Source organism: Streptomyces sp. NPDC101490 (assembly GCF_044767145.1).
Classification (GTDB): domain Bacteria; phylum Actinomycetota; class Actinomycetes; order Streptomycetales; family Streptomycetaceae; genus Streptomyces.
On the sequence record NZ_JBIWNI010000019.1, the window covers coordinates 14,944 to 40,566 of the forward strand.

Consider the following 25,623-nt stretch of genomic DNA (forward strand, 5'->3'; position numbering starts at 1 on the left):
ATGTCACCCCCCCCCTCCGGGGGGGCGTTCACCCGGGGGGGGGGGGGGGGGGGGTTCGCCGGGGGGGGGGGGGGGGGCGCCCGGGGGGGGGGGGGCCCCCCCCCCCCCCCCCCCCCCCTCCCGGAGCCGGAGCCGGAGCCGGAGCCGGGGTTGGAGCCGTACGGGCTCGCTCCGGGGGCAGACGGTCAACAGGTCCGTGGGGTCCGTGGGCCCCTGTCGCCGTCCTGATCGGCCGGGTGAAGCAGTGCGAGGACACGTTCCTCGTACCGGACGCGGGCGGGGGAGAAGTCGTACGGCATCTTGCCGATGGCCTCCATCGGGCTCATCCTCGGCCCGCCCTCTTCCTCGCCGGGGTGTTCGTCCTCCTGGTCCAGGAGGACGTCGAGAGCCTCTTCCAGGCCGGACGCCTCGATGGCGGCTGCCAGGGCGGTCTCGTGATCACAACGCTGGGCGGCCAGGTCCTCGACGCGGGGGTCGTCGGGGGACACGGTGTCGTCCAGGGCCGCCTCGGCCTCGGTCAGGCGGTCCTCCTCGGCCCGCAGCTCGGGGTGGGTGGCCAGGACGATGAACCGGTCGGCCTGGACGGCGGCGCCCAGCGGGCCGAAGACGCGTTCCGTGACCAGGAGGGTGTCGAGGTCGCCGGAGCGCAGGGCTCCGGGCGGCAGACCGCCCAGGCGGCCGGTGACCAGGGGGGAGAGCAGGCCCAGGGGGCTGCCCACCTCACGGAGACGGTGCACGGCGGCCCGCTGTGCCTCGATGGCTGCGGCCTTGGAGGCGAGGGACTCCTCCAGACGGGCCAGGGACCGCTCGATTCCGCTGGTGTCCTCGAAGGCGGCGCGGACGTCATCCAGGGAGACACCCGCATCGGCCATCGCGCGGATCCACAGCAGACGGACCATGTCGTCGTATCCGTAGCGGCGGCGGTCGTCGCTGCCGCGTTCCGGTTCGGGGAGGAGCCCGATGGCGTGGTAGTGGCGGATGGCGCGGGGCGTGGTCCCGGCGAACGCGGCGGCATCACCGATCTTGACCCGGCGGGGAATCGCAGGAAGGGGCATACGAGGGAACCTCTCAATGTCGCGCTCGCCGCCCACTGGACCACATGCCGCTACGACACCTGCAAACCTCTCGGCCGTACGCCCACCCGCCCACCCGCACCATCGAGGCCCGCACGGACCGCCGCACGGGGAGAGCCCCGGGGAACAGCCTGAGGGAAGTCGGGGGCCCGGGGGACCGGGAGGGGGTCCGGACAACTCGCCGCTCACCCCGAGTGACACAGAGGGCAGGTCAGTTCGGGACTGGAGCGGTTCGGTGAACAGGTCACCAGGGCACGGCGATCCCGGGCAGTTCGACGGTCTGGTCCTCCGCCCCGCACCAGGCGCGGATGTCGGCGTCGGAAGCGGGTGCCCTGGGCCGCTCGATGGGCGAGGACTTGGCCGGACTCCAGGCACATCGAAGAGCCAGCTCGTGTCCGGTCGGCTCCGCGTCCCGGCGGAGGGCGCCGAGGCGAGCGGCTATGGCCTCGCGGGCGGCCTGGGCGCTGGAGGACGGGGATGCGGACATGAGCCGGCTCTTCTGGGATCAGTGGGATCAGACCGAGTACTTCTCGTGCGGGATGCCGCGCTCCCAGACCGCCTCGAACGCGGAAGCGGCCAGGTGTGCCACGGCGGGTTCGGAGCGCACCTCCCAGCCGGGCTTCGACCAGTCTCCGTCTCCGGAGAAGTGGTTGAAGAGCGCGATCGTACCGTCGAACACCCAGCAGTCGTTCCCGGGAAGCGCGAGGTCCGACGCCTGCCGCCGGGGCAGCCAGCGGACCAGCTCCCCGGCATGGAGGTTCACCGAGGTGCCCGCGTGCTCGTACCGGATGTACTCCGTGACCGGTTCCGACACGATCCGAGCGCGGCGGACCACGACACCGCGGGCCACGGTGCTCCGGATCAGATCGACCCAGGGCGCCCAGTACGCGGACCCGGGGTCCGTGTCACGCCGACGGGTGCGCCTCCAGCGCTCGTAGTCCTCCGCCTCGTCGCCGACGCCGTACGCATCGCGCATCTCCAGATGGACGGCCGAATGCCTGGCCGCCGCCAGGAGTTCGTCGAAGCCCGGTTCTTTCTGCGACATCACATGCCTTCCTGAGCGTTCCAGCCCCTGCATGTAGCACCAGTTCCTTCTTCTCGCCGTCCTCCCACGGAAGCAATGGGGAACCCTGTTGGCCGGGGCCCGCAATGTGCCGGTTCAGATCGGCAGGAGCCACCCGGGGTCGTCCTCGGTGCCGAGCCACACCCGCTGACCGCTGGGCGAGACCGTGATGCCGAACTCCTCCTGATGAGGCTCCCCGGCGGCCTGCCAGCGCTGAACGGCACGCTCCACCCGGTCCCACAGACGGACGGGACCGCGCTGGACGACGGTCCATCCGCCCTCGGGGTCGGGAGCCGTCCGGGCCTGTGAACCGGTGGACACGTCCCACAGGATCTGTTCGGCCCCGGTTCCCATGCGTTCGGCCGAGGGCGCGGCGAGCTGCGCGACCCATCCGCCGGTCCAGTCGTCGAGCTTCGCGGGGTCGATCCGGCTCGGACGCACATCTCCCGGCAGCAGGGCCAGCAGCGGGCGGGGCGGGCGGTCGTGCGGCCGGGCGATCATGAAGCTGGTGCAGCCGGGCAGGAACCGGCCCGTGGCCTCCCCGGGGCTGGTGACGCGCAGCAACGCGAGGGCGTTGGCGTAGCTCCACCCGGACAGGGTGACCAGGATCCGCCCGCCCGGCCGCACCTGGTGGAGCCACGGCAGCGGGACGTACCTGACCGAACAGGTGGCGATCAGCCGGTCGTACGGGCCCCCGGCCGGGTCGCCGCGCAGCCCGTCACCGATGATCAGCCGGGGCGCGAATCCGGCTGCCCCGAGCGCTGCGGCGGCGCTCTCCCCGACCACGGGGTCGTACTCGACGCTGGTGAGGCGGGCTTCCCCGAGGCGGTGCGCGCCGAGGGCGGTCGAGTAGCCCGTTCCGGTGCCGATCTCCAGCACCCGGTGTCCGGTCTCGGCGCCGAGACGCTGCCACATGCGCAGTACCAGGGACGGCAGGGTGGACGATGACGAGGGGGAACCGGTCACGGTCCCCCCGGCCACGTCGTCGGGCCTGATCCGGCCGTCCAGTTGGGTGATCAGCGTCTCGTCGGAGTAGACGCCTTCCAGCCACCCGGGTTCGCCCTCCCGGACGGGGCGGTAGGCGGTGGGCACGGTGCCGGGCACCGGCCTGAAGTAGGACCGGGTGAAAAACTCGCGCGGTACCGCCCCGGCGGCGTCGCGCCATCCGGGTTCCGTGAGGGTGCCGCTCCCGGTGAGTTCCTCCGTCAGGGTCTGACGGAGCCGTGCCGATGCACTCACGTTCCGGGTCCTTTCTCCAACTGGTCGGCGATGGCGTGGGCGATCGCCGTGGTGGTCTCCGGCGGCTGCCACGCCCATTGGCCGTTCGGGTTGCACTCCAGGAAGTACCAGATGTCCTCGGCGGTGACGGCGAAGTCGAACGCGCCGTAGACCAGACGGAATTCGGTGAGGTACGCGGCCACGGCGCGCGTGACCGCGTCCGGTACCTCGATCGGTGCACACGCCATCATGTGCTGACGGTGGCGCCAGTCGAGATCGGGACTGTCGATCCTGACCCCGGAGAGTCGGCCGCCCACGGCGGTCACCCGCACGTCGAAGGCCTTGTCGACCTTGGCCTGGAACAGGTGCGGGCAGACGGACACGGCGTCGGTGATCTCGTCCGCGCGCACCTCCCGTACCCACACGCCGTGCGGTCGGCCGTCCACCTGGTAGGGCGTGTTCCACAGCGGTTTGTAGACGGTCCTGCCACGGTGACGGGCGGTGAACTCCCTCGCTTGGGCAGGATCGTTGGTGATCACCGTGCTGGGGACGGGGAATCCGCAGCGCCGCGCGGCCGAGAGCTGAGCGGGCTTGAATTCGGCGGCCCGGTTGTTCCAGGGGTGATTGACGTAGTGCGCGTCCGGCAGAGAGGCGAGGACGCCCCCCGCGCCCCACAGAGTCTGCTCCACGGCGAACCGGCTGTCCTGGTCGTTCAGCCCTGGCGGTCCCTGGTGGGGTGAGGGCCTGCGGACCCAGACGGAACGCACCAGGTCGATGCCGGTCGCCCGGCTCGCCGTGCGCAGGGTGCCCCGGAGTCCGTCCGTACCGTATGCGGCGGTCAGCGAGGCGCCCGTGTACAGGTCGGTGCCGGGGTCCAGACGGACCACGGGGACCTTGCGGTCGGCGAGCAGCCGCAGCACCACGTCGGCCGTCACGTCCGACGGGGTGGTCAGCACCAGCACCGGACCGTCGTCCCGCATCAGTCGGAACTCTGGTCCTGGTCGTACGACTCGGTACTGTCCGCGTCGGTCGCACCACCTGGGCCGGACCCGTCACCGGGCGAGGTCGTGGTGGGTGTCAGGCCGCTCGTGCTGGTGCCGTGGTCACCCAGCTCGACGGTCCGGCCGTACTCGTCCACGATCACGGCGACCTGGGTCTCGGGGTCGATCACGGGTGTGTGCCGGGGGACGGTGGTGGTGGCCGTGAAGGGCCCCATGCGGTGCGTACCCCACGGCGCGGGCGTCTGTGTCATCGGTGCGATGCCTTTCTTTCCTGTCGGTGCCGGGGGCCTCGTGGCCACGGCGTCGGATGTGCCCGGAGCGGGAGACGGGCTCCCGTCCTTTCGAGGGAGGGCGCACTCCGCCCACACCGTCTTGCCCGGGGCTCCGCCCCTCGGGTGCCAGCCCCACCGCTCGGCGAGGCCGTCGATCAGCAGCAGGCCCCGGCCTCCCTCCGCCAGATCCGGAGCGGGGGCCGGGAGGCTTCCCGGGCGGGGCGGGAGCCGCTCGGCCCGGGTGTCGCTCACCTCGATCCGTACGACCGGGCGGGCGCCCGCCGTCACGCGCAGCAGCAGGTGGAAGTCCCGCCCCGCCACGTGCCCGTGCCGCACCGCGTTCGCCGCCAGTTCGGCCACCACCAGGACGGCGGTCTCGTGCGGCCCGCTCCCGTACGGCACCCCCCATTCGTCCAGCCGCATCCCCGCCAGCCGCCGCGCGAGCCGCGCACCCCGGGGCGTGGAGGTGAAGCGCATGGAGAAGCCATGGGCCCGCGAACAAGGCCAAGGGCTGGGGAGTTGGGCGAGGCGGGTGGGGCCTCCGACGTTGCTCTTCATGCCCTCCACGGTCCTCTTGGTGGCGTAGCGTGACCAGAGGTGACGCATCGACTCGATCCGCTTGTACGGGTCGTGCCGATGTCGGTACGAGAGGCGGGGTGCGTTGGCGGAAGAGGCGTTGGACGCGGCACCGGAGCCGGGGACGGCGGATGCCGGACGGATGGCGACCCAGGCCGGTCAGGGTGTTGTGGCGGCGTTCGGGAAGACCTTGAAGACGCTGCGGACGAGGGCGGGGCTTGACCGGGAGGAACTGGGCGGACAGCTCGGCTATTCGTCCTCCACCATCGCTTCGTTCGAGCAGGGCCGGAGGATCCCGTCGCCGCGCGCGGTCGAACAGGCGGATGAGGTTCTCCACGCGGACGGACTGCTGACCGTGTGGAAGGGACAACTGGAGAAGGCGCAGTACCCGGCGGGCTTTCCGGGTCTCATGGAGCTGGAGAAGACAGCGATCGAGCTCCTGCACTACGACAAGTTCGTGGTCAGTGGCCTGCTGCAGACCGAGGCCTACATGCGGGCCTTGTTCGCGATGCGGCGGCCTCTGGTGGACCGGGATCTCGTGGAACGCAGGGTGCGGACCCGCTTGACCCGGCAGAACGACGTCTTCGGCCGCCGCCCCGAGCCGCTGACCAGCTTCGTCATGGACGAAGCGGTGCTGAGACACCGGTACGGCGGCAAGGAGGTCCTCCGTGAGCAGCTGGAGTACCTGCTGATGATCGGACGCCACCCGCACATCGACCTTCAGGTCATGCCGCTCGAATGCGAGGACAACGCGGGTATGAGCGGACCGTTCACGATCGCCACCCGGAAGGACGGCAAGCAGTTCCTGTACTACGAGGGGGCACATCAGATGACGCTGGAGACCGAAGCCGAGAAGACCACCGTCGCCGCTGTGCGCTTCGGCGTCGTCCGGTCACAGGCCCTCACCCCGCGAGAGTCCATGGTCTTGATCGAGAAGCTAAGGGGAGAACTGTGAACAGTGCCGAATCGCCCGTGTGGCTGAAGAGCAGTTACAGCGACGACGACGGCAATCAATGCGTCGAGGTCGCGACCGGAGCCGCAGCCGTGCACGTCCGGGACTCCAAGGACGTGGCCCGGCCGGGCTTTCGGGTGTCGTACGGCGCCTGGGCCGGGTTCGTCGGACTGGCATCGGAGGCGTAGAGCAATCATCGTTCGCGTGAAGCTGACGGCCAGGTGGTCCGGGGGTACCTCTGGACCTGGCGTCAGACCGTCCGCAGTTCCTTCTGACCGAAGGGAAATGCCATGAACGGCACGGAAACGCTCGCCTGGTTCAAGAGCAGCCACAGCGGCGGGGACGGCGGCGACTGCGTCGAGGTTGCCCCCGGCGCCGCAGCCGTGCACGTCCGGGACTCCAAGGACGTGGCCCGGCCGGGGCTTCGGGTTTCGTACAGTGCCTGGGCCGGGTTCGTCGGGCTCGCGTCGGCGGAGTAGTACAAGCGCCGTCTGTACGTACGTGGGCTCTGCTCGTCGCTGCTGGACGGGCAGGGCTCCCGCGTGGCCGGGCGCGGCTCGGATACGGGAGGTGCACGGCGCCACGGTTCGGCGCCGACTTCGTCCAGGGCGGAGCGTCATGGACCGCTACGGGTCACCCCCCGTCCCCCCGTCCGTCCCCCGGTCCGTCCCCCAGGACCGGGAAGTGGCGGGGGGCCAGGGTGAGGAGGACCAGGAGGGCCAGGGCCGCCGCGCAGGCCGCGCCCACGTAGACGTGGTCCACCGCCGCGTCCACCGCCCGGCGCAGGCGCTCCGTCGTCTCCGGGGTCAGCGCCTCCGGGTCGTCCAGCGCACGGGCCAGGGTGTCCAGGTCCCCGCCGTCGCCCAGCCGGGCGGTGAGCACGCCGTTCGCCAGGGCCCCGAACAGCGCCGCGCCCACGCTCTGGCCGACCTGGCGGCAGAACAGCACCGACGCCGTCGTCGTGCCCCGCTCCCCGTAGGGGACGGTCGACTGGACCCCGACGATCAGCGGCAGCTGGAAGAGGCCGATGGCCGCGCCGAGGAGCAGCATCAGCAGGGCGGGCTGCCAGGGTTCCCCGGGGAACGGCAGGAACGGGAACGCCAGCAGCAGGAGCAGCGCCAGGGAGATGCCGACGACCGCCGTCAGCCGGAAACCGATCCTGTTGTACACCCGGTCGGCGAACGCGGCGCTGATCGGCCAGCTCAGGGTCATCACCGACAGGACGAACCCGGCGGCGATCGGGCCCAGCCCCAGCACGGACTGCGCGTACGTCGGCAGGAAGACCGTCGGGGCGACGATCAGCAGACCGAGCGCGCCCAGGGCCAGGTTCACCGCGGCGATCGTGCGGCGGCGCCAGACCCAGCCCGGGATGACCGGTTCGGCGGCGCGCCGCTCGATCACGACGGTGACGGCGGCGAGGACCGCCGCCCCCGCGAACAGCCCCAGGGACGGCCCCGACAGCCACGGCCAGGCGACGCCGCCCTGGACCAGCGCGGTCAGCAGCAGCGCCCCCGTGGCGAAGATCCCGAGCGCGCCGGGCCAGTCGATCCGCACCCGGGCGCGGGGCGCGGGCCCCGCCGTCCGGTCCCGCCCCCGGGCCGCCGGGGGCCGCCCCGGCTCCACCAGGTGGCGGACGATCAGCCACAGCGCGAGCAGGCCGATCGGCAGGTTGATGAGGAAGATCCAGCGCCAGTCCGCGTATCCCGCGAGGAGGCCGCCCGCCGCCGGGCCCGCGACCGAGGACGCGGCCCACACCGACGACAGCTTCGCCTGGATCCTGGGGCGTTCCTTCAGCGGGTACAGGTCGGCGGCGATCGTCTGGACCGTGCCCTGGAGGGCGCCGCCGCCGAGCCCCTGGACGACCCGGAAGGCGATCAGGGACGCCATGTCCCAGGCGGCGGCGCACAGCAGGGAGCCGACGAGGAAGAGGACGACCCCGGCGACCAGCACCGGCTTGCGGCCGAAGGTGTCGCTGAGCCTGCCGTACACCGGCAGGGTGACTGTCACGGCGAGCAGATAGCCGGAGAACAGCCAGGAGAAGACCGAGAGCCCGCCGAGGTCGCCGACGATCTGCGGCACGGCGGTGGCCACGATCGTGCCGTCCACGGCGGCGAGACCCATGCCCAGCATCAGCGCGAGGACCAGCCGGCCGCCGGGCGCGGTCGGCGTCGCCGGGCCTGCCGCCACGGCCTTCCGTACGTACGGTTCCCCCACCGCGCCCTCATTTCCCCATACATCTAAATGAGCGGGGCCAGGGTCCCACTCGGACCACGGGTGGAGGAACCCCTAGGGGCCTCTCCCCCATACGGGCCAGGGGTCGTTCGTACCGGCGGATGAGGAGAACTCGCCCAGGAACTCCTTAACTTGAACCTACACACCACCCACCGCTCCGAGGAGAGAACCGTGACAACGGCTGTGACCATCCCCAAGTCCGGGGGAACCGGACGGAGTTCGGCCGTTGCCGCACGGGCACGCCAGGTCGTCAAGGCCTACGGCTCCGGCGAGACCCGGGTCCTCGCCCTCGACCACGTCGACGTGGACATAGCCCGTGGCCGGTTCACCGCCATCATGGGACCCTCGGGCTCCGGCAAGTCGACCCTGATGCACTGCCTCGCCGGACTCGACACCGTCACCAGCGGCGAGATCCACCTCGCCGACACCGAGATCACCCGGCTCAAGGACAAGAAGCTCACCCAGCTCCGCCGGGACCGGATCGGCTTCATCTTCCAGGCGTTCAACCTGCTGCCGACCCTCAGCGCCATCGAGAACATCACCCTGCCGATGGACATCGCCGGACGGAAGCCGGACGCCGAATGGCTCCGCCGCGTCGTCGACACCGTCGGTCTCTCCGAGCGCCTCAAGCACCGCCCGAACGAACTCTCCGGCGGCCAGCAGCAGCGCGTGGCCGTGGCCCGCGCGCTCGCCGCCCGGCCCGAGATCATCTTCGGCGACGAGCCCACCGGAAACCTGGACTCGCGCGCCGGTGCCGAAGTCCTCGGCTTCCTCCGCACCTCCGTCGACGAACTCGGCCAGACGATCGTCATGGTCACCCACGACCCGGTCGCCGCCTCCTACTCCGACCGCGTCCTCTACCTCGCCGACGGCCGGATCGTCGACGAGATGGAGCGGCCCACCGCCGAGGCCGTCCTCGACCGGATGAAGGACTTCGACGCGCGCGGGCGGACCTCATGAGCGTCCTGAAGACCTCCCTGCGCAACTTCTTCGCGCACAAGGGACGCATGGCGCTCTCCGCCGTCGCCGTCCTGCTCTCCGTCGCCTTCGTCTGCGGCACCCTCGTGTTCACCGACACCATGAACACGACCTTCGACAAGCTGTTCGCGGTCACCGCCTCCGACGTCACCGTCGGCCCCAAGGACTCCGACGCGGGCGGCACCCCCCAGACCGGCCGGCCCGAGGCGCTCCCCGCCTCCCTCGTCGAGCGGGTCGGGAAGACCGAGGGCGTCCAGGACGCCCGGGGCACCGTCATCTCCACCGGCGTCACCGTCGTGGACTCCCGCGACAAGAACATCGGGCCCACCAGCGGCGCCCCGACCATCGCCGCCAACTGGAGCGACACCGAACTGCGTTCGGTGGAGTTCTCCTCCGGCCACGAACCGCGCGGCCCCACCGAAGCCGTCGTCGACGGCGCCACCGCCGAGAAGAACGGCCTGAAGCTCGGCGACACCCTCCGCGTGATCTCCGTCTCCGGCGACTTCACCGCGAAGATCTCCGGACTCGTCGACTTCAAGGTCACCAACCCCGGCGCCACCGTCGTCTACTTCGAGACCGCCACCGCCCAGCGCGAACTCCTCGGCAAGACCGGCCTGTTCACCCAGATCACCGTCGACGCGAAGCCCGGCGTCAGCCACGACGCCCTCAAGCGTGACATCGCCGCCTCCCTCGGCGGCGGAGCCGACTACAAGCTCCAGACCGCCGCCGAGACCGCCGACGAGGGCCGCACGGAACTCGGCTCCTTCCTCGACGTCATGAAGTACGCGATGCTCGGCTTCGCCGGAATCGCCTTCCTCGTCGGCATCTTCCTCATCGTCAACACCTTCTCGATGCTGGTCGCCCAGCGGACCCGCGAGATCGGCCTCATGCGGGCCATCGGCTCCAGCCGCAAGCAGGTCAACCGGTCCGTCCTCGTCGAGGCGCTGCTCCTCGGCCTCTTCGGCTCCGCCGCCGGGGTCGTCGCGGGCGTCGGCCTCGCCGTCGGCCTGATGAAGGTCATGTCGTCCATCGGCATGGAACTCTCCACCCGCGACCTCACCGTGAAGTGGACGACCCCCGCCATCGGTCTCGTCCTCGGCATCGTCGTCACCGTCCTCGCCGCCTACGTCCCGGCCCGCCGCGCCGGGAAGGTCTCCCCGATGGCCGCCCTCCGGGACGCGGGCACCCCCGCCGACGGCCGGGCGGGCCGGGTCCGCGCCGCCGTCGGTCTCGTCCTCACCGCCGCCGGGGCCGCCGGGCTCGTCGCCGCCGCCCGCGCCGAGGAGGCCAAGCCCGGCTCCCTCTGGCTCGCCCTCGGCGTCGTCCTCTCCCTGCTCGGCCTCGTCGTGATCGGACCGCTCCTCGCGGGCTTCGTCGTCCGCGCCCTCGGCGTCGTCGTCCTGCGGGTCTTCGGCCCCGTCGGCCGCCTCGCCGAACGCAACGCGCTCCGCAACCCGCGCCGCACCGGCGCCACCGGCGCGGCCCTCATGATCGGCCTCGCGCTCGTCGCCTGCCTCTCCGTCGTCGGCTCCTCGATGGTCGCCTCGGTCACCGACGAACTCGACCGGTCCGTCGGCGCCGACTTCATCGTCCGGTCCGCCACCGGCCAGCCGATCGTGCCGCAGGCCCAGGCCGCCCTGGCGAAGACCCCCGGCCTCGACCACCTCACCTCGTACAAGTGGGTGGACGCCACCGTCACCGACCCGCGCGGCCGGACCACCACCGCCGACCTGGCCGCCACCGACCCCACGTACGTGGACGACCTGCGCCGCGAGACCACGGCCGGCAAGCTCACCGACGCCTACGGCAAGGGCGCCATGTCCGTCGGCAGCGACTACGCCACCGAGCACGGCGTCAAGGTCGGCGACGTCCTGACCGTCGCCTTCAAGGGCGGCGACAAGGCCCGGCTGAAGGTCGCGGCGATCACCGCCGACATCGGCAACGTCGACAACGGGGCGATGTACACCAGCCTCACCACCCTCGCCGAGCACGTGCCCGCCGAGCGGATGCCGCAGAGCCTGCTGCTCCTCGCCAGCGCGGAGGACGGCCAGGAGACCCAGGCCTACCAGGCACTCAAGGACGCCCTCGCGCCCTACCCGCAGTACCAGGTCAACAACCAGGCCGACTACAAGAAGGCCCTCCAGGACCAGGTCGGACAGCTCCTCAACATCGTGTACGGGCTCCTCGCCCTCGCGATCGTCGTCGCCGTCCTCGGGGTCGTGAACACCCTGGCCCTCTCGGTCGTCGAGCGGACCCGCGAGATCGGCCTCATGCGGGCCATCGGCCTCTCCCGCCGCCAGCTGCGCCGCATGATCCGCCTGGAGTCGGTGGTCATCGCCCTCTTCGGCGCGCTCCTCGGCCTCGGCCTGGGCATGGGCTGGGGCACCTCCGCCCAGAAGCTCCTCGCCCTCGACGGGCTCGGCGTCCTCGACATCCCCTGGTCGACGATCCTCACCGTCTTCGTCGGCTCGGCCTTCGTCGGCCTCTTCGCGGCCCTCGTCCCCGCCTTCCGGGCGGGCCGGATGAACGTCCTGAACGCCATCGCCAGCGAGTAGCGCGCGGCGCGCGGCGGGTCACGGGGGGCTCGCCGCGCGCCGCGACGGGGGGCGGAACGACGGGCGCCGACCGCCCCGCCGCGCCCCAGGACCCGTACGGCCCCGGGAAGGACCCTGCCAGGTCCGCCCGGGGCCGTACGGCCGCGCGCACCGCGGCGTCCGCGGCAGCGCGTCCGCGTCAGTGCGGCCCCGTACGGGTGTCCCCGTACCGCCTTCCCGTACGGGTGTCCCCGTACGGGCTTCGCCGTGGGAGCGGGGCCCGTGACCGGCCCGGAGCCGGCCCCCGCGCCCCTTCCGTCACCCGGCCGGAGGCCCCCGGACCCCGGTTCACCCCGGCGGCTGTCCGTGCCACGCCGTAGGCTGGGCGCACCGGGCCGTACGCGCCCGGGAGCACCCCGGCCCGTGACCACGTGTCGGGCTGTTCGCGTTGCCCGCCCCCGTCACCCTCCGGGATGGAAAGCTTCATGAGCCTGCACGGCCTGCTCGACGTAGTCGTCAAGGATCCGGCCCTCGCGGAGGCGGTGAAGGCCGCAGCCGACGGCAACCGTCCCCACGTGGACCTGATCGGACCGGCCGCCGCCCGGCCCTTCGCCGTCGCCGCGCTCGCCCGGGACTCGGGGCGCCCGGTGCTCGCGGTGACCGCGACCGGCCGGGAGGCCGAGGACCTCGCCGCCGCCCTGCGCTCGCTCCTCGACCCCGACACCGTCGCCGAGTTCCCCTCCTGGGAGACCCTGCCGCACGAGCGGCTCTCGCCCCGCTCCGACACCGTCGGCCGCCGCCTCGCGGTGCTGCGCCGGCTCGCCCACCCGCGCTCCGACGACCCGGCGGCCGGACCGGTCAGCGTGGTCGTCGCCCCCATCAGGTCCGTGCTCCAGCCGCAGGTCAAGGGCCTCGGTGACCTGGAGCCCGTGGCGCTCAGGTCCGGCGGGACGGCCGATCTGAACGAGATCGTCGAGGGTCTCGCCGCCGCCGCGTACGCGCGCGTGGAGCTGGTCGAGAAGCGCGGCGAGTTCGCCGTGCGCGGCGGCATCCTGGACGTCTTCCCGCCCACCGAGGAGCATCCGCTCCGGGTCGAGTTCTGGGGCGACGACGTCGAGGAGATCCGCTACTTCAAGGTGGCCGACCAGCGGTCCCTGGAGGTCGCCGAGCACGGACTGTGGGCGCCGCCCTGCCGGGAGCTGCTCCTCACCGACTCCGTACGGGAGCGGGCGGCGGCGCTCGCCGAGGCCCACCCGGAGCTGGGCGAACTCCTCGGGAAGATCGCGGAGGGCATCGCCGTCGAGGGCATGGAGTCCCTGGCGCCGGTCCTCGTCGACGACATGGAACTCCTCCTCGACGTGCTGCCGCAGGGCTCCATGACGGTGGTCTGCGACCCCGAGCGGGTCAGGACCCGGGCCGCCGACCTGGTCGCCACCAGCCAGGAGTTCCTCCAGGCGTCCTGGGCGGCGACGGCGGGCGGCGGCGAGGCCCCCATCGACGTCGACGCGGCCTCCCTGTGGGGGATCGCGGACGTCCGGGACCGGGCCCGCGAGCTGGGCATCGCCTGGTGGTCGGTGTCGCCGTTCGCGGCGGACGAGACCGCCACGGGCGACACCCTCACCCTGGGGATGCGGGCCCCCGAGTCCTACCGGGGCGACACCGCCCGCGCGCTCGCCGACACCAAGGGCTGGCTGTCCGACGGCTGGCGCACGGTCTACGTGACCGAGGCCCACGGCCCCGCCACCCGTACGGTCGAGGTCCTCGGCGGCGAGGGCATCGCCGCCCGGCTCGACACCGACCTGGCGGAGATCTCCCCGGCCGTCGTCCACGTCGTCCGGGGCTCCATCGACCACGGCTTCGTGGATCCGGCGCTCCGCCTCGCGGTCCTCACCGAGACCGACCTGTCCGGCCAGAAGGCGGCGGGCAAGGACGGCCAGCGGATGCCCGCCAAGCGCCGCAAGACCATCGACCCGCTGACCCTGGAGCCCGGCGACTACATCGTGCACGAGCAGCACGGTGTCGGCCGGTACGTGGAGATGGTCCAGCGGACCGTGCAGGGCGCCACCCGCGAGTACCTCCTCGTCGAGTACGCCCCCGCCAAGCGCGGGCAGCCCGGCGACCGGCTGTACATCCCCACCGACCAGCTGGAGCAGGTCACCAAGTACGTCGGCGGCGAGGCACCGACGCTGCACCGGCTCGGCGGCGCCGACTGGACGAAGACCAAGCAGCGCGCGAAGAAGGCCGTCAAGGAGATCGCGGCCGACCTGATCAAGCTGTACTCGGCGCGGATGGCGGCCCCCGGCCACGCCTTCGGCCCCGACACCCCCTGGCAGCGGGAGCTGGAGGACGCCTTCCCGTACGCCGAGACCCCCGACCAGCTGTCCACCATCGCCGAGGTGAAGGAGGACATGGAGAAGACGGTCCCCATGGACCGGCTGATCTGCGGCGACGTCGGCTACGGCAAGACGGAGATCGCGGTGCGGGCCGCGTTCAAGGCGGTGCAGGACGGCAAGCAGGTCGCCGTCCTCGTCCCCACCACGCTGCTCGTGCAGCAGCACTTCGGCACGTTCAGCGAGCGGTACTCCCAGTTCCCGGTGAAGGTGCGGGCGCTCTCCCGGTTCCAGACGGACACCGAGTCGAAGGCGACCCTGGAGGGGCTGCGGGAGGGCTCGGTCGACATCGTCATCGGCACCCACCGGCTGTTCTCGTCCGAGACGAAGTTCAAGGACCTGGGCCTGGTCATCGTCGACGAGGAGCAGCGCTTCGGCGTCGAGCACAAGGAGCAGCTGAAGAAGCTCCGCGCCAACGTCGACGTCCTCACCATGTCGGCCACCCCCATCCCCCGTACGCTCGAAATGGCCGTCACCGGCATCCGTGAGATGTCCACGATCACCACCCCGCCGGAGGAACGGCACCCCGTCCTCACCTTCGTCGGACCGTACGAGGAGAAGCAGATCGGCGCCGCCATCCGCCGCGAACTGCTCCGCGAGGGCCAGGTCTTCTACATCCACAACCGGGTCGACTCCATCGACCGGGCGGCGGCCCGGCTGCGGGAGATCGTGCCCGAGGCGCGGATCGCCACGGCCCACGGCCAGATGTCGGAGCAGGCCCTCGAACAGGTCGTCGTCGACTTCTGGGAGAACAAGTTCGACGTCCTCGTGTCCACCACGATCGTCGAGTCCGGCATCGACATCTCCAACGCCAACACCCTGATCGTCGAGCGCGGCGACAACTTCGGGCTGTCGCAGCTGCACCAGCTGCGCGGGCGCGTCGGCCGTGGCCGCGAGCGGGGCTACGCGTACTTCCTCTACCCGCCGGAGAAGCCCCTCACCGAGACCGCGCACGAGCGGCTCGCCACGATCGCCCAGCACACCGAGATGGGCGCGGGCATGTACGTGGCCATGAAGGACCTGGAGATCCGCGGCGCGGGCAATCTGCTCGGCGGCGAGCAGTCCGGCCACATCGCGGGTGTCGGCTTCGATTTGTACGTACGGATGGTCGGCGAGGCGGTCGCCGACTACCGGGCGCAGATGGAGGGCGTCACCGAGGAGGAGGCACCCCTGGAGGTGAAGATCGAACTGCCGGTCGACGCCCATGTGCCGCACGACTACGCGCCGGGGGAGCGGCTGCGCCTCCAGGCCTACCGGTCGATCGCCGCCGCCAACTCGGAGGAGGACATCAGGGCCGTACGGGAGGAGCTGACCGACCGCTACGGCAAGCTGCCCGAGCCGGTCGAGAACCTCCTGCTGGTCGCGGGCCTGCGGATGCTGGCCCGTGCCTGCGGCGTCGGTGAGATCGTCCTCCAGGGCTCCAGCATCCGGTTCGCCCCGGTGGAGCTGCGCGAGTCGCAGGAACTGCGCCTGAAGCGGCTCCACCCGCGCGTGGTCATCAAGCCGGCCGTCCACCAGATCCTGGTGCCGCGCCCGACCAGCGGGAAGATCGGCGGGAAGCCGGTGGTGGGCCGCGAACTGCTCTCCTGGACCGGGGAGTTCCTCACCACGATCCTCGGCGGCTGAGGGGCCGGACGGAGGGGGTAGGACCCGGACCGGACCTGGACCGGATCGGGCCTGGCACGACAGTGGGCGGCGCCCAGCCCGGGGGCGCCGCCCGTTTCCCTTACGGGGGTCGGGTCCGGCCCTCCCGTCCGAGGGCGGGTCCGGCCTTCGTGTACGGGTCGCCCGGTCCTCCCGTACGGGTGTCAGGGTGCCGCGCGGCCCGTGACGGCCGCCGTGCCCCGGCCTGTGACCGCCGCCGTGCCCCGGGCCGTGGTGAGCCAGAACAGGACCGCGCACAGGAAGCCCGCCGCCGCGAAGACCAGCGACTCCAGGAGCGAGTCGTCCCGGGCGCCGGAGAGCAGCGCGACGGCCGCAGCCCCGGCCAGCGAGATCGGGGCCAGAGCACGGGGGCGCCACGGGGAGTCCGGGGCGTCCCGCTCCGGCAGCAGCCGGGCCGCGACCAGATAGCAGGCGCAGGCGAGCAGCGTGGAGCCCAGGGAGTCGCTCGACCGGTGGTGGTAGGTCGCCAGGACGCCGGAGGCCGCGAAGACCGTCCACAGCATCCCGGCCGTGGCGAGGTACGGGCGGACCCGGGGCGGTACGACGAGGAGGGCGCCGAGGACCAGCGCCACGGGCACGGCCGCGTGCCCGCTGGGGAAGCTCGACTCGATCAGCGATTCGCGCGCGCCCACCAGATCGGGGCGGGGCAGGAACTCCGCCGCCATTTCCTTGGTCCCGATCGTGACCGCGACGGCCGTGACCGCCGCCAGCCCCTGCCACCAGCGCCTTCGCAGCACGGCGACGGCCGCGATGAGCGCCGTGCCCACGAGCAGGGTGGGCATCGCGGTCCCCTCCATGGGCGGCAGCGCCCACGAGCCGTACTCCGCCCCCGCCACGTCGTAGACCCATGCGGGGATGGCCCCCTGCTCCCCGCTGAACAGGTGGTTCTCCGCCCGCTGCCCGAACGGCGTGCGGACCGCGACCAGATAGAGCGCCACGAAGGCCAGCAGACAGAGCGCGGGCGGCAGCCAGGACCGGGCCGCCGGGTTCGGGCGGGGGCCGGACCCGGCGGCCGTACGCGGGGACGGGGACGGAGACACAGACGGAGCTGGAGCCTGGGAGATGTGCTGAGTCATGGTCTTCTCTGTCGGTCGTGGGCGTACGGGCCCGGGTCTGCGGGTGCGGGATTCCGGCGGCGGGCGGCAGCCGGTCCGTGGGGCGGCCCGCCCTAGTCGAGGAGCGCCCGGTCCCGCCCGCGCTGGGCGGCGACGGCGAGCGCCGGGAGCGGGGCGACGAGCAGCAGCAGGACGACCAGGTCCGGCAGCGACCGCATGAGGCCGTCGGGCTGGAGGACGATCGCCTGGGTACGGACGAACGCGAACGCCGCCACCGGGATCAGCCACCGGCGGTCACCGGTCGCGGCCGTCGCCACCCACGCGACGGCGAGCCCGGCGATCTCCAGGACGAACAGACCGCGCTGGAACGACGGGCTGACGGCGATGACGTGCAGGGCCCCGGCGGTGAACAGAGCGAGCCCCAGGGGGACCAGCCAGCCGTACGAGTGGCGGCGCAGCCGTCCGGGACGGCAGACCGCGAGGACGGCGCAGGCAGCGCACAGCAGCCCGGAGAGGACCAGGTCGCGGGCGGTGATCGGGGAGCCGAGGCCGTAGTACCCGAGGCCCGCTTTGCCCTCGTCGCCGAAGAGCGTGCCGTGGGGGAAGCGCGCCCCGGCGTAGACCATCGCCGCGGCGGCGGGCAGCGCGAGCCACGCCCGGCCGCGCAGCAGGGCGACCAGACAGACCAGCGGGAGCAGCCCGTACGGCAGCAGCCGGGTCCGGGTGCCGGGGCCCTCCGCCCACGGGTACCAGCCCGCGTGATCGAAGGCGATGGCGTGCTGCCCGGGATCGACGCGCAGCGCCCAGTGCCAGACGTCCTGGAGGTACGGCACGAGGGCGAGCGCGGCCAGGACGAGGGCGGCCAGCTGGATGCCGTCCAGCCACCACGGGCGGGTCCGGTCGTCCACGACGGCGCGGGCGCGGGCCCGCGCCCCGGCGCGTGCGATGGCGGCGAGCTCCCGGGGCGGGGGCCAGGAGCGGCCGGGATACGCCTCGGCGAGGCAGTCCAGCAACTCCCTTCCCTGCCGGGATCGGTAGGGCTCGGGGTAGGCCAGGAGCAGCAGGCGGTTCACGCGGGGGCCGCCCCGGCCTCCCGTGCGCGGCCGAGGACGAGGGCGGCCGCCTGCCGCATCCGCAGCGCCTCCCGGTCGAGCGCCCCGCGGCCGTCCTCGGTGAGCCGGTAGTAGCGCCGGGCCCGGCCGTCGACGATCTCCTCGTCGCCGGGGGTCACGTATCCGGCCCTCTCCAGCCGTTCCAGCGCGCCGTACAGGGTGCCGACGGCGATCCTCAGCCGCCCGTCGGTGACCCGCTCGGCGGCCTTGACGATTCCGTAGCCGTGCAGCGGCCCGTCCAGGAGCGCCGCGAGGATGAAGTACTGCGCTTCCGTCAGGGACGGGCTCTGTCGTGTCATACGGCGAGCATATATCGAGTGCCGAAGTATTGATTTCGGTCGGGTGGGATCTTTTCGGCCGCATGGGCGGCCATGGCCGCCCATGGCCGCGCGTGGGGTGAGTGTGGTCAGTGGGTTGGGGGGTTCTCGGGCCCGTCGACCCCCTCCGGTGCTCCCGGGTTCCCCGGCGCCCCGGTCCCGAACGTCAGGGCCGCCAGTGCCCGGAACGCCTCCTCCGGGTCCCGGCCCGTCAGCGGGTCGTCCAGGTTGCGGCTGAGGAGCAGGGTCGCGAAGCCGTGCGCGAGGGACCAGGCGGCGATCCCGGCGGTGCGGGGGTCGGGGACGTCCGGCAGCCCGGTGACTCCGGTACGGAGTTCGGTGGAGGCGCGGTCCTTCGCGGCGACGAGGTCCGGGTCGTCCGCGCGCAGCAGTTCCGGCTGGAACATGACCTGGAAGTGCGCCGGGTGCTCCGTCGCGAAGCGCACGTACCGCACTCCGCGTTCGCGCAGGCCGTCCACGCCGCCGAGGGCGTCGGCGAGGAGCCCGTACCCCTGCGCGGCGACGGCCGTGAGCAGTCCGGTGCGGTCCCCGAAGTGGTGTGCGGGCGCGGCGTGCGAGACGCCCGCGCGCCGGGCGAGGTCCCGGAGGCTCAGTGCCCCGGGGCCCTCGGCGGCGATGACGTCGAGGGCGGCGGCGAGGACCGCCTGCCGCAGATCGCCGTGGTGGTAGGTGTTCCGGCTCGTCATGGCAGCAGCCTAGCCCTGATCTAGGCATTGACAAGTTCCCGGGATCCGGCGCAATCTAGTCAGTGTCAAGATGTGGGTCGGAGAGGCTCCGGGCCCGAGATGAGGGAGACGTCGTGGACACCGGACGTGTGCGTCAGATGTGGCACCTGCTCGAACCCCTGCACGCGCTGCTCTACTACTCCCCCGAGGCCTTCGGGGAAGCCGCCGCGCTCGGCTACGACACCACCGAGCGCTGGCCCTCCTACTTCGCCTGGCGGGCCGCGCCCCTGGGCCCGGCGGGCCCGGTCCGGGTCGCCTCCGCCTTCCACAGCTTCAGCCCCGGGACGGTCGCCCGGTACGTCCCCGCCGTCTGGGAGACCGCGTCCCCCGTGGAGGTCCTCGCCGCCCGGATCCGCGCGGTGGACCGCACCTACCGCTCCGTCCTCGGGGCGGACGCCCTGACCGGCCCGGACCTCACCGAGGCGGCGGCCCTGGTCCGCCGCGCGGCGGAGTCGATCGGGGGAGGGGGCGGGCAGGCCGGGGCTGTCCGGGCCGCTGAGGGCGGTGGTGACGGCGGTGGTGATGCCGAGGGCGGGGACGGGGACGGTGGGGTCATGGGTGGTGTCACGGGTGGTGTCGCCGGGGTCGCCGGGCGTCCGCTCGCCGCCGCCAACGCCGAACTGCCCTGGACCGGCGTCCCGCACCTCGACCTCTGGCAGGCGGCGACCGTCCTGCGCGAGCACCGGGGGGACGGGCACGTCGCCGCGCTGCTCACCGCAGGACTCGACCCGGTCGAGTCGCTCGTCTCGTTCGCGGCCGTCGGCGCCGCCCCCGAACCCGTCTTCGTGAGCCGGGGCTGGAGCGCCGCCGCATGGGCCGCCGCCCGCGTACGCCTGGCGGACCGTGGGCTCCTGGCCCCCGACGGAGCCGCCACGGAGGAGGGCCGCGCCCTGCGCGCCGGGATCGAGCGCCGTACGGACGAACTGGCCGCCGCCCCCTGGGACGCCCTCGGCCCCGAGGCCACCGCCCGGCTCGCCGAACTCCTCGGCGACCCCTGGCTCGCCGCGATCGGCTCCGGACTGCTGCCCGCCGAGAACACCCTGGGCATCGGCAAGGTCTGATCCTCGCGGAGTCGCGGAGTCGCGGAGTCGCGGGGTGGTCACGGAGTCGCGGGGGAGTGGGGGCGCGGAGTCACGGGGTCGCGGAGCTGCCGAGTCGTGGAGCGCCGGAGCCACCGGGTGATGGGCGCACAGAGTCGCCGGGTTGCCGGGTTGCCGGGTCCGGGGCCTTGGGCCCGTCCGTTTCGGGACCAACGGTACGAAGCTCCCGTCGCCGACCGCCCTAGTATTCCGAGGTGCTGACGTATCGACAGACCTTCACCGCCTCGGCGCTCGCCGCCGCCGCGCTCGTCCTGACCGCCTGCTCGCCCGGGACCGACTCGCCGGGGTCCGGCGGAGGTCCGGGCGGGAAGCCCGCCGCGTCCGGCACCGCCCTCGCCGCCGTGGACGCGCTCACCGTCAAGGGCCGTGCCCCGAAGACGGGTTACGAGCGGGAGAAGTTCGGCCGCGCCTGGGCCGACGTGGACGGCAACGGCTGCGGCACCCGGGACGACATCCTCAAACGGGACCTGACCGGCGTCCGGTTCACCGACGGCCGCTGCAAGGTCGCCTCCGGCACCCTCACCGACGACCCGTACACCGGCACCACCGTCTCCTACGTCAGGGGCCGCAGCAAGGTCGACATCGACCATGTCGTGGCGCTCTCCGACGCCTGGCAGAAGGGGGCGCAGAAGTGGGACACCGACACCCGGCGCCGCTTCGCCAACGACCCGCTCAACCTGCTCGCCGTGGACTCGGTCACCAACCGCCGCAAGTCCGACGGGGACGCGGCGACCTGGCTGCCGCCGAACACCGCCTACCGCTGCACCTATGTGGCCCGGCAGGTCGCGGTGAAGAAGAAGTACGGGGTGTGGGTGACGGCGGGGGAGCGGGACGCGATGAAGCGGGTCCTCGGCACCTGCCCGCAGCAGAGACTCCCGTAGCGCCCGACGGCTTCGGCAGAAACGTTTGTTCCGTGGGGGCGCCTCCGCGTCGGGACCGCCGTGTCGGGCGCCTCCGCCAAGGCGCCCCCGTACTACTCCGCCGGACAGGGTCGTGTCCGCGTATCCGGCACAACACCAGCTGTGGGAAAGCCGGTTCGGCCGAGCGGCGGCGCGCGGCCACGGCCCGGATGTCCGGGCTCATGCGGGAGGACCTGAGCGTCGGCCCCCTCGGGATCGAGTGAGCGGCCGGGAGGGCACCGAAAAAACGTTTGTGCAGAGGAGAGGCCGCTTTCTAGCCTGCCCGCATGGAACTGACGATCTCGACCCTCGCGGAACGCCCCGAACTTGAGGGGCCGATGTGGGGCATGAGCGACCTCTGGCCCGAGTTCATGATGCACGACCCGGTGGGCTGGGTGAACATCGGCCGGATCGTGCGGGAACTGCCCGAGTACGTCCTCGTCGCCACCGACGCCGGGGGCGAGATCGTCGCGCGCGGCTTCAGCGTCCCCTTCCGGCTGGACGTGGACGGCCGCCGCGAGCTGCCCCTCCGGGGCTGGGACGAGGTGCTGCTCTGGGCGTTCTCCGACCTGAAGCACGGCCGGGAGGCCGACACGGTCAGCGCCATCGAGATCACCGTGGACACCGGTTCCCTCGGCCGGGGCGTCTCGCACCGGATGCTGGCGGCCATGCGGGACAACGCGGCCCGGCTCGGCTTCGCCGAACTCGTCGCGCCCGTCCGCCCCAACGGCAAGCACCTGGAGGCCGGTTCCCCGATCCACGAGTACGCCTTGCGTACCCGCGAGGACGACGGTCTGCCGCACGACCCGTGGCTCCGCGCCCACGTCCGCGCGGGCGGGACGATCGAGACGGTCGCCCCGGCATCCATGACGATCTCGGGCTCCGTGGAGGAGTGGCGGTCCTGGACGGGCCTGCCCTTCGACACCGACGGCCCGGTCGAGGTGGAGGGCGCCCTCGTCCCCGTCCACTGCGAGGCCGCCCGAGGCTACGCGGTCTACGTCGAACCGAACGTATGGGTCCGCCACCGTCTGACGTGACGGCGGCGGACCGGAGGGGCCCGCCGAGGAGACCGTGGGCCCTTCCGGGAGTCAGAGGCCCACGGCTGCGAGGAGCTGACGCATCCGGGACGGCCGCAGCGCGGGGCTGGCGGCGGCGTCGTCCGCGACCTCGGGTTCCGGATCCGACAGCAGCCGCTCCAGCAGCGCTTCCGTGACCTTCGGGTGACGGGCGACTTCCTGGCGCAGGAAGGATTCGGTGGCGGTGGCGAGCCGCCGGATTTCCGGCACGGGCAGTTCCGGGTCCCGCAGCGCCAGGCAGCGCACGTGCGGGTCCTCTTCGTCCACGAACGTGCGCAGCACATGGCGGGGGAAGCGGGGATGGTCGATGAGCGCCGCTCGGCCCTTGGAAAAGTCTCCGTGGGCGCGGACCAGCCGCTCCAGTACGTCCGGTGGCACATCCGGCCGATGGGCGGCAGCCCGGCGGACCGAGGGTGCGGGGTCGTCGTCCAGTCGGCGCCATGCCTCTTCGGGCAGATCGCGGCAGTGTGCCAGCGCACGCCGGAGAGCCGGGTCCCGACTGTCCAGGTAGGTCAGCCGCTCGGCGAGGGGTGCTTCCCGCAGCCAGTCCGTCCGGGCGAAGCCCTCGAACAGAGCCACCTTGGCCTCGGTGCTTCCGGCCGCGCGTTCGGCTTCCAGGAGCGCGTACAGGCGGTCCCGGGTCACGGCGTCCACATGGCGACCCCGCGCCACCGACCCCCGTACGAACGGGTCCTCGACGTCCACCAGCAGGGCGACCATCTCCGCCGTCAGGTGAGGGTTCCCGGCGAGGGCCCGAAGGATGTCCTCCCGCTGCTCCTCGCTCCCCATCAGCCGTGCGAACTGCTCCCGTGTGAGCGGGACGTAGCGCGCCACGTCGACCCGCACGGCGGGGTCGGCAAGGCAGCGCTCCCTCCACTCGGGAGGGACACCGGGTCGTTCACGGGCGGCGGCGGCCGCACGGACCTCCGGATCCGGATCGGCGAGCAGTCCCACTTGTACGGCGAGGGGCCGGTCATGCCAGGCCTGCGCGGCCGAGGCCCGTAGCTTCGGGTCCGGTGCGCGCACGAGTGCGCCCCGGGGCCGACCGTAGGCCTCCTCCAGGGCGCCGATGCCGACCGTGACCCCGTGGTCCATCATGTCGCGGACGAAGTTCGCGTACGCGTCGCGGATCGCCGGATCGGGGTGCCCGGCGATCCTGCGGCGCATTGCCGGGGAGATCCGGTTGCCGCCCAGGTGCAGGGCGGCGCGGTCGTAGCCATGGGTCAGCAGGGCCTCGGCGACGACATCCTCCAGTCGCCCCGGGCGCAGCCACAGGCCGTGCCGTCCGGCCGGGTGCGCCGCCAGCCGGACCAGGACGTCCCGAGGGGCTGCCGCGTTCCGCCCCAGTCCGGACAGCTGAGGGTGCCGGAGGTCTGTCATGGGCCCAACCTAGTCCGACCACCACGCCTCGACGTTCTGGGCCAGACGGTGGAACGCCGAGAGGGGGAAGGGAGAGGCGGGGCCACACCCCTGTGGTGGCCCCGCCTCTCCCCCTTTCTCCCCGATTCCGCTGCCCCGCGCCCTTTCGGACCGGCCCCGGAGGGGGCTGTCCCGGGGGCGCGGGCTCCCGGCTCGGGGTCAGCCGAGGTCGACCACGTCCTTCGGCGCCGGAGTCTTCGCGGTGACCGGCTTGTCGTACCGGGAGAAGGTGATCGTTCCCGGTTCGGTGCCGCCCGTCGTGACCACCTTCAGGAGGTACGGCGTCCCCTCCGTGGCCACGTACGCCGTGTTCGTCTCGCCGTCCCCGGACTCCGTCAGTTTCAGGGCCTTCTGCCCGTCGACGGTGGTCTCCTCACCCCGCACCGTCCCGGCCGCGCCCTCCTCGAAGTCCGCGAGCAGGTCCTTCAGATCGCAGAACGCCACCATGTCCCGGGTGTCCGGGTCGGTCACCGGCGACTTCGTCCAGCGGCCCCCGAGCTGCTCCAGGGCCGCCTCCCGCACCTCCGGGCTCTCGTCCTTCAACTCGTCCCGCAGCAGGGCCTCGTCGAGACGCAGGTAGACGTCCCGGTCGTCGGCCTTCACGAACTCGGCCGTGCCCGCGACGCCGACACTCAGTGTGCCCGCGCACTTCTTCGCGGTGTCGAGGGAGAGATGGGCCTTCAGCGGCTCGCCCTCGGAGGTGATGTCCACGGCGAGGGTGAGGGACTTCGCCGACTTCGTCGCGGCCATCGCCTTGTCGAGGATCTGCGAGCCGGTCAGCTCCCCGAAGGGGCCCTTCACCTTCGCGTCGCCGCCGGAGGGGCCGCAGGCGGCCGAACCGAGGGCGAGGGCGCCGCACAGCAGCGCGGCGACGGTCGTACGACGGGTCCGGGAGCGGGAGCGGGGCTGGGCCTGCATGGTGCTGGTGTCTCCGTGAGGGAAGGCGCGGGAGAGGGAGAGGGAGAACGAGGGGATGTGTGCTGAGTGTGCTGAATGGGGCTGTCGGGGCGGCGGGCCGGGGCCGGTCCGCCGCCGGGTGCGGGGGTGCCGGGCCGTCGGTCGCCGTCCGGTGCCGGGTCAGCCCAGCTTCAGGTCCCACTGCGAGGCGTTGTAGTCCCAGCCCGGGTTGACCTCGACGGTCAGGTTCTTCGCGTCCTTCGGGGTGTCGAAGGCGAAGGTCACCGTGGCCTTCTTGCCGGGCAGGACCGTGCCCTCGAAGCCCGTGCCGGTCTTGTCGTCGTAGATCTGCTCGGCCGTCACGCTGTTCTTCCCGGCCCGTGCGCTGACCTGGACGAGGGCGGTGTCGAACTTGTCCTTGCCCGCGTTCTCGATCACGACGGTGACCTGGAAGGCCTTGTTGCCCTTGGTGTGGCCGGACGCGAACTCACTGGGGGTGTACGCCTTCGGGTCCGAGACCGTGACCTTCACGTCGTCGTCGTAGACCGAGGTGTCACCGTCCGCGAGGGCCTTGCCCTTGTCGGGCTTGGACGTGGAGCCGCCCTTGCCCTCGGCCGACGGGTCCTTCGGGGCCGCGTCCTTGACGGCCTTGTCGATCTCGTCGACCACGTCACTGACGGCCGTGAGCGTGATGACCAGGCCGACGACCGAGAGGACCAGCGCCACGAGGCCCAGGACCGCGCCGGTCAGCGTCACTCCCTTGTTGTTCGCCTCCCCTCGCTTCACCCGGCCCTTGCCGACCAGGCCCAGGATCAGGGCGATCAGGCCCAGGATGCCCGCGAGCCAGAAGAGCAGCGGGATCAGCCCGGCGAGCGTGCCGATGATGCCGAGGATCAGCGCGGCGGTGCCGAGCCCGTTGCGCATCGCCGCGTGCGGGGCGGCGGGCGGGACCTGAGTGTCGTACGACATGAGTGTGTCCTCCCGGACGGAGAAGATGTCTGGCGCGATGGGTCAATCACAGCAGAGCTTGTGAACCGAGTCAACACGG

At 72.4% G+C, this 25,623-nt stretch carries 22 protein-coding genes and 2 pseudogenes; 9 read left to right on the forward strand and 15 right to left on the reverse strand.

The features are described 5' to 3' along the window. Positions 1-185: 185 nt before the first annotated feature. From ACIRQY_RS27115 to ACIRQY_RS27145, 7 genes and pseudogenes are all read right to left on the reverse strand, one after another. Complete coding sequence (locus tag ACIRQY_RS27115; protein WP_403930237.1) at positions 186-1,055, reverse strand: MerR family transcriptional regulator; 870 nt, start codon at positions 1,053-1,055, stop codon at positions 186-188. A gap of 286 nt (positions 1,056-1,341) precedes the next feature. Continuing rightward, a pseudogene (locus tag ACIRQY_RS27120) lies at positions 1,342-1,560 on the reverse strand (transcriptional regulator); the annotation flags it as partial. Positions 1,561-1,587: 27 nt separating this feature from the next. Beyond that, positions 1,588-2,118 (reverse strand): DUF6879 family protein, encoded by a 531-nt coding sequence (locus ACIRQY_RS27125; protein WP_403930239.1) that lies wholly within the window; start codon positions 2,116-2,118, stop codon positions 1,588-1,590. A 114-nt stretch (positions 2,119-2,232) separates the two neighbouring features. Further along, the gene (gene tgmC / locus ACIRQY_RS27130; RefSeq protein ID WP_403930241.1) at positions 2,233-3,375 is read right to left on the reverse strand and encodes an ATP-grasp peptide maturase system methyltransferase; all 1,143 of its coding nucleotides are present in this window, start codon (positions 3,373-3,375) and stop codon (positions 2,233-2,235) included. Beyond that, a complete protein-coding gene (gene tgmB / locus ACIRQY_RS27135) occupies positions 3,372-4,334 on the reverse strand; it encodes an ATP-grasp ribosomal peptide maturase (protein WP_403930242.1) in 963 nt (320 codons plus the stop codon). The genes tgmC and tgmB overlap by 4 nt, the downstream gene beginning before the upstream one ends. Then, positions 4,334-4,606 carry a putative ATP-grasp-modified RiPP gene (gene tgmA, locus ACIRQY_RS27140; RefSeq protein ID WP_403930379.1) on the reverse strand — a complete coding sequence of 91 codons (273 nt, stop codon included), beginning with the start codon at positions 4,604-4,606 and terminating at the stop codon, positions 4,334-4,336. The genes tgmB and tgmA overlap by 1 nt, the downstream gene beginning before the upstream one ends. A gap of 93 nt (positions 4,607-4,699) precedes the next feature. Next, positions 4,700-5,185: pseudogene (locus ACIRQY_RS27145) on the reverse strand (ATP-binding protein); the annotation flags it as partial. A 160-nt stretch (positions 5,186-5,345) separates the two neighbouring features. Here ACIRQY_RS27145 and ACIRQY_RS27150 point away from each other — a divergent pair. The 3 genes from ACIRQY_RS27150 (at position 5,346) to ACIRQY_RS27160 (ending at position 6,634) form a co-directional block, all read left to right on the forward strand. Beyond that, the gene (locus tag ACIRQY_RS27150) at positions 5,346-6,158 is read left to right on the forward strand and encodes a helix-turn-helix domain-containing protein (RefSeq protein ID WP_403930244.1); all 813 of its coding nucleotides are present in this window, start codon (positions 5,346-5,348) and stop codon (positions 6,156-6,158) included. Beyond that, positions 6,155-6,343 (forward strand): DUF397 domain-containing protein, encoded by a 189-nt coding sequence (locus ACIRQY_RS27155; protein ID WP_351786878.1) that lies wholly within the window; start codon positions 6,155-6,157, stop codon positions 6,341-6,343. Before ACIRQY_RS27150 ends, ACIRQY_RS27155 begins: the two co-directional genes overlap by 4 nt. A gap of 102 nt (positions 6,344-6,445) precedes the next feature. Then, complete coding sequence (locus ACIRQY_RS27160) at positions 6,446-6,634, forward strand: DUF397 domain-containing protein (RefSeq protein ID WP_403930245.1); 189 nt, start codon at positions 6,446-6,448, stop codon at positions 6,632-6,634. 154 nt (positions 6,635-6,788) lie between these two features. On the opposite strand, the gene ACIRQY_RS27165 is transcribed toward ACIRQY_RS27160, so the two are convergent. Next, positions 6,789-8,285, reverse strand: coding sequence for an MFS transporter (locus ACIRQY_RS27165; protein ID WP_403930381.1), 1,497 nt, complete (start codon positions 8,283-8,285; stop codon positions 6,789-6,791). A 273-nt stretch (positions 8,286-8,558) separates the two neighbouring features. Here ACIRQY_RS27165 and ACIRQY_RS27170 point away from each other — a divergent pair, with 273 nt between their 5' ends. The 3 genes from ACIRQY_RS27170 (at position 8,559) to mfd (ending at position 15,915) form a co-directional block, all read left to right on the forward strand. After that, complete coding sequence (locus tag ACIRQY_RS27170) at positions 8,559-9,347, forward strand: ABC transporter ATP-binding protein (protein ID WP_403930247.1); 789 nt, start codon at positions 8,559-8,561, stop codon at positions 9,345-9,347. Beyond that, entirely contained in the window at positions 9,344-11,920 is a 2,577-nt protein-coding gene (locus ACIRQY_RS27175) for an ABC transporter permease (RefSeq protein ID WP_403930249.1), read from the forward strand. Before ACIRQY_RS27170 ends, ACIRQY_RS27175 begins: the two co-directional genes overlap by 4 nt. Positions 11,921-12,384: 464 nt before the next feature. Further along, positions 12,385-15,915 (forward strand): transcription-repair coupling factor, encoded by a 3,531-nt coding sequence (mfd, locus tag ACIRQY_RS27180; RefSeq protein ID WP_351786893.1) that lies wholly within the window; start codon positions 12,385-12,387, stop codon positions 15,913-15,915. Positions 15,916-16,097: 182 nt separating this feature from the next. Here the strand turns inward: mfd and ACIRQY_RS27185 are convergent, their stop codons facing one another. The 4 genes from ACIRQY_RS27185 to ACIRQY_RS27200 form a co-directional block, all read right to left on the reverse strand. Then, on the reverse strand, positions 16,098-16,994 hold the full coding sequence (locus ACIRQY_RS27185; protein ID WP_403930251.1) for a phosphatase PAP2 family protein: 897 nt from the start codon (positions 16,992-16,994) through the stop codon (positions 16,098-16,100). Between the two features lie 128 nt (positions 16,995-17,122). Beyond that, the gene (locus tag ACIRQY_RS27190) at positions 17,123-18,082 is read right to left on the reverse strand and encodes a hypothetical protein (protein WP_403930253.1); all 960 of its coding nucleotides are present in this window, start codon (positions 18,080-18,082) and stop codon (positions 17,123-17,125) included. Beyond that, the gene (locus ACIRQY_RS27195) at positions 18,079-18,420 is read right to left on the reverse strand and encodes a PadR family transcriptional regulator (RefSeq protein WP_403930254.1); all 342 of its coding nucleotides are present in this window, start codon (positions 18,418-18,420) and stop codon (positions 18,079-18,081) included. The genes ACIRQY_RS27190 and ACIRQY_RS27195 overlap by 4 nt, the downstream gene beginning before the upstream one ends. A gap of 107 nt (positions 18,421-18,527) precedes the next feature. Further along, a complete protein-coding gene (locus ACIRQY_RS27200; protein ID WP_403930256.1) occupies positions 18,528-19,145 on the reverse strand; it encodes a TetR/AcrR family transcriptional regulator in 618 nt (205 codons plus the stop codon). A gap of 137 nt (positions 19,146-19,282) precedes the next feature. Here ACIRQY_RS27200 and ACIRQY_RS27205 point away from each other — a divergent pair, with 137 nt between their 5' ends. The 3 genes from ACIRQY_RS27205 (at position 19,283) to ACIRQY_RS27215 (ending at position 22,220) form a co-directional block, all read left to right on the forward strand. Continuing rightward, on the forward strand, positions 19,283-20,245 hold the full coding sequence (locus tag ACIRQY_RS27205; protein ID WP_403930383.1) for a hypothetical protein: 963 nt from the start codon (positions 19,283-19,285) through the stop codon (positions 20,243-20,245). A gap of 233 nt (positions 20,246-20,478) precedes the next feature. Beyond that, positions 20,479-21,165: an HNH endonuclease family protein gene (locus tag ACIRQY_RS27210; RefSeq protein WP_351786907.1), complete on the forward strand. Its 687-nt coding sequence runs from the start codon at positions 20,479-20,481 to the stop codon at positions 21,163-21,165. Positions 21,166-21,470: 305 nt separating this feature from the next. Further along, positions 21,471-22,220 carry an N-acetyltransferase gene (locus ACIRQY_RS27215; protein ID WP_403930258.1) on the forward strand — a complete coding sequence of 250 codons (750 nt, stop codon included), beginning with the start codon at positions 21,471-21,473 and terminating at the stop codon, positions 22,218-22,220. 51 nt (positions 22,221-22,271) lie between these two features. Here the strand turns inward: ACIRQY_RS27215 and ACIRQY_RS27220 are convergent, their stop codons facing one another. The 3 genes from ACIRQY_RS27220 to ACIRQY_RS27230 form a co-directional block, all read right to left on the reverse strand. Continuing rightward, positions 22,272-23,639: a hypothetical protein gene (locus ACIRQY_RS27220; RefSeq protein ID WP_403930260.1), complete on the reverse strand. Its 1,368-nt coding sequence runs from the start codon at positions 23,637-23,639 to the stop codon at positions 22,272-22,274. A 198-nt stretch (positions 23,640-23,837) separates the two neighbouring features. Further along, positions 23,838-24,596, reverse strand: a complete 759-nt coding sequence (locus ACIRQY_RS27225) for a hypothetical protein (protein WP_403930262.1) — start codon at positions 24,594-24,596, stop codon at positions 23,838-23,840. A 159-nt stretch (positions 24,597-24,755) separates the two neighbouring features. Further along, positions 24,756-25,544, reverse strand: coding sequence for a DUF4352 domain-containing protein (locus ACIRQY_RS27230; RefSeq protein WP_351786913.1), 789 nt, complete (start codon positions 25,542-25,544; stop codon positions 24,756-24,758). Positions 25,545-25,623: the final 79 nt, after the last annotated feature.

Coding starts and splice junctions, on each gene's coding strand:
- ACIRQY_RS27225 (WP_403930262.1), bottom strand. CDS start 24,596: ATGCAGGCCCAGCCCCGCTCCCGCTCCCGGACCCGTCGTACGACCGTC.
- ACIRQY_RS27165 (WP_403930381.1), bottom strand. CDS start 8,285: ATGCTGGGCATGGGTCTCGCCGCCGTGGACGGCACGATCGTGGCCACC.
- tgmA (WP_403930379.1), bottom strand. CDS start 4,606: ATGACACAGACGCCCGCGCCGTGGGGTACGCACCGCATGGGGCCCTTC.
- ACIRQY_RS27205 (WP_403930383.1), top strand. CDS start 19,283: ATGTGGCACCTGCTCGAACCCCTGCACGCGCTGCTCTACTACTCCCCC.
- ACIRQY_RS27200 (WP_403930256.1), bottom strand. CDS start 19,145: ATGACGAGCCGGAACACCTACCACCACGGCGATCTGCGGCAGGCGGTC.
- ACIRQY_RS27220 (WP_403930260.1), bottom strand. CDS start 23,639: ATGACAGACCTCCGGCACCCTCAGCTGTCCGGACTGGGGCGGAACGCG.
- ACIRQY_RS27150 (WP_403930244.1), top strand. CDS start 5,346: ATGGCGACCCAGGCCGGTCAGGGTGTTGTGGCGGCGTTCGGGAAGACC.
- ACIRQY_RS27195 (WP_403930254.1), bottom strand. CDS start 18,420: ATGACACGACAGAGCCCGTCCCTGACGGAAGCGCAGTACTTCATCCTC.
- ACIRQY_RS27215 (WP_403930258.1), top strand. CDS start 21,471: ATGGAACTGACGATCTCGACCCTCGCGGAACGCCCCGAACTTGAGGGG.
- ACIRQY_RS27125 (WP_403930239.1), bottom strand. CDS start 2,118: ATGTCGCAGAAAGAACCGGGCTTCGACGAACTCCTGGCGGCGGCCAGG.
- ACIRQY_RS27160 (WP_403930245.1), top strand. CDS start 6,446: ATGAACGGCACGGAAACGCTCGCCTGGTTCAAGAGCAGCCACAGCGGC.
- ACIRQY_RS27175 (WP_403930249.1), top strand. CDS start 9,344: ATGAGCGTCCTGAAGACCTCCCTGCGCAACTTCTTCGCGCACAAGGGA.
- ACIRQY_RS27115 (WP_403930237.1), bottom strand. CDS start 1,055: ATGCCCCTTCCTGCGATTCCCCGCCGGGTCAAGATCGGTGATGCCGCC.
- tgmB (WP_403930242.1), bottom strand. CDS start 4,334: ATGCGGGACGACGGTCCGGTGCTGGTGCTGACCACCCCGTCGGACGTG.
- ACIRQY_RS27230 (WP_351786913.1), bottom strand. CDS start 25,544: ATGTCGTACGACACTCAGGTCCCGCCCGCCGCCCCGCACGCGGCGATG.
- mfd (WP_351786893.1), top strand. CDS start 12,385: ATGAGCCTGCACGGCCTGCTCGACGTAGTCGTCAAGGATCCGGCCCTC.